8 protein-coding genes are annotated in these 8,732 nt (G+C 73.7%); 6 read left to right on the top strand and 2 right to left on the bottom strand.

The features are described from left to right. Positions 1 to 121: 121 nt before the first annotated feature. Positions 122 to 1,405, bottom strand: a complete 1,284-nt coding sequence (locus tag B4M60_RS01085) for an NUDIX hydrolase (protein ID WP_291079514.1) — start codon at positions 1,403 to 1,405, stop codon at positions 122 to 124. A 94-nt stretch (positions 1,406 to 1,499) separates the two neighbouring features. Between B4M60_RS01085 and B4M60_RS01080 the strand changes: the two genes are divergently transcribed. The 4 genes from B4M60_RS01080 (at position 1,500) to B4M60_RS01065 (ending at position 6,012) form a co-directional block, all read left to right on the top strand. Continuing rightward, positions 1,500 to 1,832: a putative quinol monooxygenase gene (locus B4M60_RS01080; RefSeq protein ID WP_291079513.1), complete on the top strand. Its 333-nt coding sequence runs from the start codon at positions 1,500 to 1,502 to the stop codon at positions 1,830 to 1,832. Positions 1,833 to 2,117: 285 nt separating this feature from the next. Then, positions 2,118 to 3,641 (top strand): CCA tRNA nucleotidyltransferase, encoded by a 1,524-nt coding sequence (locus B4M60_RS01075; protein WP_291079523.1) that lies wholly within the window; start codon positions 2,118 to 2,120, stop codon positions 3,639 to 3,641. Further along, on the top strand, positions 3,638 to 4,918 hold the full coding sequence (locus B4M60_RS01070) for a glycosyltransferase 87 family protein (protein ID WP_291079512.1): 1,281 nt from the start codon (positions 3,638 to 3,640) through the stop codon (positions 4,916 to 4,918). The genes B4M60_RS01075 and B4M60_RS01070 overlap by 4 nt, the downstream gene beginning before the upstream one ends. 107 nt (positions 4,919 to 5,025) lie before the next feature. Next, a complete protein-coding gene (locus B4M60_RS01065; protein ID WP_291079511.1) occupies positions 5,026 to 6,012 on the top strand; it encodes a hypothetical protein in 987 nt (328 codons plus the stop codon). On the opposite strand, the gene B4M60_RS01060 is transcribed toward B4M60_RS01065, so the two are convergent. Then, a complete protein-coding gene (locus tag B4M60_RS01060; RefSeq protein ID WP_291079510.1) occupies positions 5,962 to 7,347 on the bottom strand; it encodes a hypothetical protein in 1,386 nt (461 codons plus the stop codon). The genes B4M60_RS01065 and B4M60_RS01060 overlap by 51 nt on opposite strands. A 73-nt stretch (positions 7,348 to 7,420) precedes the next feature. Here B4M60_RS01060 and B4M60_RS01055 point away from each other — a divergent pair, with 73 nt between their 5' ends. Further along, positions 7,421 to 8,053, top strand: a complete 633-nt coding sequence (locus B4M60_RS01055; protein WP_291079509.1) for a YqgE/AlgH family protein — start codon at positions 7,421 to 7,423, stop codon at positions 8,051 to 8,053. Positions 8,054 to 8,124: 71 nt separating this feature from the next. After that, positions 8,125 to 8,732, top strand: a 608-nt coding sequence (locus tag B4M60_RS01050; RefSeq protein WP_291079508.1) for an MFS transporter, incomplete at its 3' end; no start/stop codon positions are given.

Genomic DNA, 8,732 nt, shown 5'->3' with positions numbered 1-8,732 from the left:
GCGGCCTGCTCCGGGGTGATGGCGCGGACCGGGGGCGCGCCCCACAGCGGGACCCCGGCCAGGGCCGCGCACACGGCCATCGGGACGACAGCCCGGACGAGCCGCCCACCCGGCCGTCGACTCACGACCCGGACTCCTCCGGAGAGGCCCCGCGCCGATCGTCTCGGTCCCGGGGGTTCTCCCGGGAACCGGCGCCGGAGCGTCGGACCGGTTCCGGTCCCCCCGAGCGCCGGGAGGGATCCACGATCTGCGAGGGCAGCGGCGCGGGGGCCTCACCGGCGAGCTCGGCGCGTGCCAGGTCGGGGATGAGCGAGAGCGCCGACTCCACCAACCGCCGCTCGTCCGGGTAGGCCAGGCGCCTGGGAAGATCGTCGAACGCCACCCAGGCGACCTCGGTGATCTCCGGGTCCTCGTCGCACAGTTCGCCGTGGTCGTAGCGGATCAGGTGGTGGTGCACGGTCTTGTGGATCCGGCGCCCCTCCGCGACGAACCAGTAGTCGATGGTCCCGAGCGGGGCCAGCACCGTGCCGTCGACGCCCGTCTCCTCGAGCACCTCGCGCCGGGCGGTCTCCGCGACGGTCTCCCCTGGTTCGATGTGGCCCTTGGGCATCGACCACAGCATGCGGTTGCGCCTGTCGAGTCGCCCGATCAACGCCACCTCGAGGCGGGACAGGTCCGGTTCGGCACCCGCCGCGGCCGCCTCGGCGAGTCCCCGGAGGACCAGTCCGCCCGCGGAGGTCTCGAGCACCGTGCGCAGCCGCTGCCCGTTGCGCGGAGGCCGCCCTCCCCCGCGCGCGCTGCGGGGGTTCTTGCCGCCGGGGGCCTTCGCCCCCGCCTTCACGCCCTGCTTGCCGCCCGGCTTCGACCCCGACTTGGCGGCGTTCTTCGCGGCGGCCTTGCCCGGTGCCGAGCCGCGGGAGGTGGAGGCGGACGAGGCCTGGCCCGCGGACGGCCTGGCGGACCGGTTCTGATTCCGGGGATTCCGCGGACCCTGGCGCGCGGAGGTGGCACCGGCGGTCCCGTCGCCGGACTTGACCGTATGCGTGGACGGGGTGGAGTCCTTGGCCTGGGAGCCGGGTTCCTGGCGCTGGGCGTCGGGCGTCCTGCCCTGCCCGCGACCGCCCCGTCCGCCCCGGCCCCCGCGACGCCGTCGGCGACCCTGACGGGCCTGACCGTCCCCGGGGGGGCCGGCCTGGGTGGACGGCTGGTGCTGCCCGCCCGACGAGCCCTGCGTGGTGGCGCTCTTGTCGCTGTGAGTGGCCCGCTTGCCGTCGGGACTCTGCGCCGATCCGCCGCCCCGACCTGCGGAGTTCTGGCCGTCGGCTCCGGGCCCGGCGGGTCGACGAGCCCGTCGGCGCCGCGGCGAGTTGGCGCGCGGTTCGACGGGGCGTTCGGCTTCGGACACCCATCGATGCTACCGGCCGGGGCGGCGGGTTCCGGAATCGTGGGCGTGCCGCACGCGAGTGTGTCCGGCGTCGGGCGCGGCTAGAGTCCGCGTCATGAGCTCAGGTCCCGTCCCCCATGCCCTGGTCCTCCGCCACCGGGCCAGGCCGGGCCGGCGGGACGCGCTGGTCGAGGTGTGGCGCAGGCACATGCCCGACGCCGTGCGGGACAACGACGGTCATCAGGCCTACGTGCTCTGCGCGTCCCACGCCGACCCCGACGTGCTACTGGTGTTCCAGCAGTACCGCGACGCGGCCGCGGCCCAGGAGTTCCTCGGCAATCCCGCGTACCTGGCGTACCTCGCGGAGTCGGGCGGGCTGCTGGCCGGGCCGCCGGAGGTGGAGCCCGTGGAGTCGCTGTGGTCCAAGGTGGCCGGGCCCGGTGGCTGACCCGGCGGTCGTCGCGTGGGCTGCCGCCGCGGCCCGCGTGCCGCTGGCCTGTCGGTGCGCTGGCCCCGTGACCTGTGATGGCGGAATGGTCCATTCCTCCAGCCCAGGTATGCGCATCGCGGGCACTCGGCCAGCGTAAGCCGGAGGGGCAGCGCATCCGGCTGGGCCGAGGGGCGTGAGTGCACGCCACGGGGGCCGCCGGCCCGACTCGGTAAAGTCTCCGCTGTGACAACCCGCAGACCGCTCCCAGACCCCCGCGCCGCATCGGACCGGCACGACTCCGCGGTGTTCTCCGGGATCCAGGACGGGCCGGGCACCCCGCCCGACCCGGCGGAGCGGGAGACGCGGCGGGTTCGGCTCCTCGCGGGCGCCCAGACCACGCTCAACGAGCTGGCCGACGTGCTGGCGCCGCTCGCGACGGCCTTCGGCGAGGCCGGGCACGAGCTCTACCTGGTGGGCGGCAGCGTGCGCGACGCGGTGCTCGGGAGGCTCGGCACGGACCTGGACTTCACCACCGATGCCCGCCCGGACACCGTCCGGGGAATCCTCGATGCGTACGCGGACACGGTGTGGGACACCGGGATCGAGTTCGGCACGCTCTCCGCCGTGAAGCGCGACGGGGCGGGCGTCGAGCAGCAGATCGAGATCACCACCTACCGCGCGGACTCCTACGACGGGGTCACCCGGAACCCCGAGGTGGTCTTCGGCGACACCCTCGACGGGGACCTGGTCCGCCGTGACTTCACCGTCAACGCCATGGCCGTGCGCCTGCACCCGGACGGCCGCCACGAGTTCGTCGACCCGCTGGGCGGCATGGACGCGCTGCTGGCGGGAGTCCTGGACACCCCGGCCGCCCCCGAGCAGTCGTTCGCCGACGACCCCCTGCGGATGCTCCGCGCCTGCCGGTTCGTCTCCCAGCTCGGGTTCTCCCTCACCCCGCGGGTCTTCCGGGCGATGACGGAGATGACGGCCGAGATCGATCGGATCACGGTCGAACGCATCCGCGCCGAGCTCGACAAGACCATGCTGGGCGACTACCCGATCGACGGCATCAACATGCTGTGCGAGACCGGCCTGGCCGACCGCGTGCTGCCCGAGGTCCCCGGCATGAAGCTCGAGCGGGACGAGCACATGCAGCACAAGGACGTGTACTGGCATTCGCTGACCGTCCTCAAGCAGGCGATCGACCTCGAGCCCGAGGGGCCCGACCTGGTCCTGCGCTGGGCGGCGCTGCTGCACGACGTGGGCAAGCCGGCCACGCGCGCGGCCAAGCCGGGCGGCGGCGTGACGTTCCACCACCACGAGGTGGTGGGCGCGAAGATGGTGCGCAAGCGGATGCGGACGCTCAAGTACTCCCGCCAGATGATCGAGGAGGTGTCCGGCCTGGTGTTCCTCCACCTCCGTTTCCACGGCTACGGGGAGGGGCAGTGGACCGATTCGGCGGTGCGGCGCTACGCCTCCGACGCCGGCGACCTCCTTCCCCGGCTCCACCGTCTCGTCCGCGCGGACTGCACCACCCGCAACAAGCGGCGCGCGGCCACGCTCCGGGCGACCTACGACTCGCTGGAGAACCGCATCGCGGAGATCGAGGAGAAGGAGGACCTCGCGCGGGTCCGGCCGGACCTCGACGGAAACGAGATCATGACGCTCCTCGGCCTCAAACCCGGCCCCGACGTCGGTCGGGCCTGGGCGTATCTCAAGGAGCTGCGCCTGGACCGCGGGCCGCTGGACCGGGACGAGGCCGAGGCCGAGCTGCGCCGCTGGTGGGCAGGCCTGAACACGACCCGGCAGAACGGCGACCTGTCGTGATCGGCCGGGCGGTCGACCGCTACCTCGCCTCGACCGCCGGCAGGGTCGTCGCCGCCGTCCTGACGCTGCTCGGCACGCTGCTGCACACCGTCGGTCTCCCGGGACTCCAGCAGGTGCCGCCGTACCGCATCGACCTGGACGTCTACCGCGTCGGCGGTCAGGTGTTCCGCGACGGCGGTGACCTCTACGGCGAACTCCCCCGGTTGTCGCAGGGGATGACCCTGCCCTTCACCTATCCCCCGCTCTCCGCGCAGATCTTCTCGGTGTTCACGCTGGTCCCGCTGGCGGTCGCGTCGACGATCATCACGCTGGCCACGATCGCCGTGCTCGCGTACGTGGTGCAGCTCGTCCTCACCCGCACGTGCGACCGACCCGCCGGCGAGCTGTGGTGGCTCACCGTCGCGGTGATGGCCGTGGCCCTGTGGTTCGGACCGGTCCGCGAGACCCTGGGCTTCGGCCAGGTCAACGTGTTCCTCATGGCCCTGGTGCTGGTGGACGTGATCCGGGGTCGGGGCCGCTGGTGGGGCGGAATCCTCACCGGGCTGGCGATGGCCATCAAGCTCACTCCCGCGGTGTTCCTGCTGTACTTCCTGCTGCGCCGGGACTGGCGGGGGCTGGGGACCGCGGTGGTCGCCGCGCTGGCCTTCACCGGCATCGGTCACCTGCTCGCCCCCGAGGACTCCGCGCGCTACTGGACGTTCGCCATCCGGGATCCCGCCCGGATCGGCGGCCTGGCGTTCACCTCCAACCAGTCCGTCAACGGGGTCGTGCGCAGGCTCGGCGTGGAGGACCCGGTCGCGTCCGTGGTGTGGTTCGTGGTGTCGGCCCTGGTCGGGCTGGGGATCGCCTGGGTGGCGTGGCGCCTGTTGCGCGGCGGCCACGAGGTCGCCGCCGCGGTCGCCGTGGGTCACGTCGCGTTGTTCTGCTCGCCGGTGTCGTGGGGACACCACTGGGTGTGGGCGGTGCCCGCCGTCGTGCTCACGCTGGTGTGGGCGGACCGTGCCACGAGGAGTGACGACGACGACGAGCGGGTCTGGCTCGCCCTGGCCTGCAGTGGCCTCGTGGTCTTCCTGGGCGCGCCCCAGTGGTGGGTCCCCCACCGCGACGGACGCGAACTCGGCTGGGGGCCGCTCGAGCACCTGGTGGGGAACGCCTATCTGATCTGGGGGCTGGTCTTCCTCGTCGTCGTCGGCCTCCGGGCCGCGCGCCTCGGCGGCTCGGACCTGGGCGCCGACCCCGCTCGGCCGGCCCTGTTCGTGCGCCGCACCGCCGGCTGAGCGGGCCTGTCAAGAGCGACGGCCCGGCCTGTGGATAGCGGATCGGCTGTCCACAGATCGTCCGACCGACCTGGTGTGGGGGCACGTCCCGCGACACGATCGTCGGCATGGACTACTTCTTCGGAGACGGCGTCGGTGAGCCGACGCAGTGGCAGGGTGCGCCCGACCTCACCCTCGGGACCGGTGCGGCGGACGCGCTGTGGCTTGATTTCGACGGCGACGGGTACGCCGACGACGCACTGTGGGATTCGGACCTCGACGGGCTGGCCGACCGGGCGGTGACCGATGTGGGGTCCGGCGGGCAGGAGGTCTACGCGGACGAGGGGGACCGCGGGGTGTGGAACGCCTACGCGGGTGGCGCCGGCGCCCTCGCGGCCGGTTCGGTGGGCGCGGGCTCGGTCGGCGGAGGTTCGATCGGGGGAGGTTCTGTCGGAGGCGGCTCGGTGGGTGTCGGGTCGGTGGGCGTCGGGTCGATCGGGGGAGGTTCCGTCGGCGGGGGTTCCCTGGCCGCGGGGTCGCTGCTGGCGGGGGCGGGTGGATCCGTGGACGGGGTGGTGTCCGCCGGGTCGGAGGCGCTGGGCGGCCTGCCGGACTGGGGTGCGTTGCTCGCGGACGCGGTCGGTGCCCTCGACCCCGGTTCGCTCGAGTCGGAGTCGGCCCGGTGGTCGGCACCCCCGGTGATCGAGCCGGAGCCCGCTCCCCCGGCTCCTGCACCTCCGCCGGTTCCGGCCGGCCCGGTGCAGGGGGGGACCGTCCCCGAGCCCGCTCCCCCGGTGCTCGAGGCCGATGGGTCGCTGACCCTGGACACCGGCAGCGGGGTGCTCTCGGTCGCGGATGTCGACGGCGACGGTCACCTCGACGCGGCCCTGCCGATCGATCCGTCCGCGACCGGCTCCCTCGACGCCGGTGCGGTGGGTGTCGGGTCGGCCGCGGTGGGCTCCGCCGCGGCCGGATCCGTCGGCGGAGGCTCGGTGGGCGGAGGTTCTGTGGGGGTCGGCTCGGTGGGCGGCGGCTCTGTGGGAGTCGGCTCGGTCGGGGCAGGATCAGTCGGTGGCGGCTCGGTGGCCGCCGGGTCGCTCGGCCTGGGGTCCTGACCGGGTTCCGATGAGCATCGCGAGGAGGGCGGTGGCGGCGTACAGGGCGGCCGGGACCACCATGAGCGTGACGGACCGGCCGTCGGCGGGGACGACGGGCAGGACCACCACCATGCCCACGACGAACGCCGAGTTGAACAGCGCGTCCTGCAGGGCGAACACGCCGCCGCGGCGGGCGTCGGGGACGTCGGTCTGCATGGCGTTGTCGGCCACCAGCTTGACCACCTGGGCGCCCAGACCGAGGGCCACGGCCCCCACGACCAGCGGGGTGGGATCGAGGGTCGGGCCCACCGCGAGCTGGGCGGCCGCCGACACCGTCGCACCGGCCGCCACCACGAGGATCCGGCGGGCGCGCGCGATGGCCCACGGGGTGACCACCGCGGCCAGTCCCATCCCGGCGGCGACGGCGGCGGAGAGCAGGCCGAACCCGCCCATCCCGGCCACGACCGGGCCGCCCGTGCCGGTGGTCTCCACGTCGCGCAGCAGCAGGATCGCCAGCATGGTGGTGATTCCGAACGCGGCCCGTCCGAGCGTGACGCCGGCCAACGCGCCCCAGACGAGGGGCGTCGAGCGGGCGGCCCGGACTCCCTCGGCAAGCCCGCCGGCGAAGAGGCCCACGGCATCCCGGGTCACGCCGGCACCGGGGTGCCCGACGGCCTCGCCGCCGTCGGGCCCCAGGTGCCGGGACGGCAGGGCCAGGACCGCCCACGCCCCGATCACGGCGGTGAGGACGGCGGGGACGAGGGTCAACGAGACCGCCGCGTCCCCCGCGCCGAGCACGGCCAGCACCGCGAACGCCGCCACGGCACCCACCGCCGTCACGACCGACCCCACCGTGACCAGCACCGAGTTGGTGGCCGCGAGGATGCGGTCGGGCACCACCCGGGGCATCGCGGCGGTCATGCCGGTGTTGATCAGACGGCCGAGGCCGATCGCCACCAGGGAGAGGCCGAACAGCGCCGCCAGCCCCGCCCCCGAGCGGACGGCACCGGCGGCCACGAGCGCGATCGTCGCGATGATCGCCAGGGTCCTGACCAGGGCGGCGACGGCCACCACGATCCGCCGGTCCCAGCGGTCCAGGGCCGCGGCGGCGAACGGGCCGAGAATCGAGTACGGCAGCAGCATCACGGCGAAGCCGCCCGCGATCGCCGCCGGGGTCGTGGCGGCCTCCGGGCTGAACAGGACGATCCCCCCGAGGGCGGCCTGGTGGATCCCCTCGCTCAGCAGGGCAGACAGGCGCGCTGTCGACAGCCGTCCGAGGCCGTCGGAGTCGCGCAACGCCGCGGACAGGCGGCCGCGCGTCGGGTCGGCCGGCTCGGCGGACAGTGAGGTCACAGGAGCCACCGTAGCGAGACCCTATCGAGGGGACGCGGATGTGGGTGGGCCACGACGGGGGCATCATGGGGGCATGGACACGGGCCCGGATGATCTGAGTGGCGGCGGCCTCTTCGGTGACCGCCTCTACAGTGCGATGGACAAGCGGGATCCGGTCGCCGGGTCGCTGCTCATCGCCGCGCCCGACATGCCGGACCCCAACTTCCAGCGCGCGATCATCTACGTGATCGAACACGACCACTCCGGCTCGCTCGGGGTGGTGATCACCCGTCGTAGTGAGACCGAGGTGGAGACCATCCTCCCGGCCTGGGCCGGGCTGTGCGCACCGCCGGCGGTGTTCCACATCGGCGGACCCGTCAAGCCGGACACCGGGATCGCGCTGGTGGTGCTGGCATCGGGAGTCGACGGCGGGAAGAACTCCGGCCTCCAGCGGATCGAGGGTCGCGTGCACGTGGTTGACCTGGACAGCGATCCGGACGAGCTCCGCGGCAACGTCGACGGGATGCGGGTGTTCGTCGGCTACACCGGCTGGGCGCCCGGTCAGTTGCAGGGTGAACTCGATCGCGGCGACTGGTACGTGGCCCCGAGCCTGCCGAGCGACCTGCTCGCACCCGCGCGGGTGGACGTGTGGGGTGCCGTGCTGCGCCGGCAGGAGATGCCTCTGCCGCTGTACGCCACCTATGTCAACGACGGCGACGTGAACTAGCCGCCCCCTCCCCGAGTCCATATAGTGGGAAGTGATTTCTACTTTGTGAGATCAGGCCTAGGCTCGGGCAGGTGGACGGGGTGGAGGAGGTCGAGGGCGCGCCGCGTGGCACGCAGCTGACCGCGCGGCACTGGCTGGTGCTGGCGGTGGCGACGTTCGTCGCCGCGTCCGGTTCGGCCTTCATCGCGGGGGTCGGGTTCCTGCTCCCCCACCTGCACACCGTCGTGGGGCTCTCGCTCCCGCGGGCGGGCGTGCTGGTCGCGATGCCCTCGATCGGGATGGCCTCGACGCTCATCGCCTGGGGCTGGCTGGTCGATCGCACCGGGGAGAGGCTGGTCCTGGTCGCCGGATCGGTCGGCACGGCCCTGGCCCTGACGGCCGCCCTGGTCGCCGACTCGTTCGCGTTCCTGGCGGCGTTCCTGCTGCTCGCGGGCGCGGCCACCGCGTCGGGCAACTCGGCGAGCGGACGACTCGTGGTGGGGTGGTTCCCGGCTCACCGCCGCGGGCTGGCCATGGGGATCCGCCAGATGTCCCAGCCGCTGGGCGCGGCGATCGCCGCGATGTCCATGCCGCTCCTCGCGCAGTCGCATGGTCTGGGCGCGGCCTTCGCGGTCCCCCTGGGGATGGCGGTGGTCTCGGCGGTGGTGGCCCTCGTCGTCGTCACCGACCCGCCCGCTCC

Origin of the sequence: Dietzia sp. UBA5065 (genome assembly GCA_002415925.1) — a bacterium.
Classification (GTDB): Bacteria; Actinomycetota; Actinomycetes; order Mycobacteriales; family Mycobacteriaceae; genus Dietzia.
This window is presented reverse-complemented; position numbering and strand designations above follow the sequence as displayed.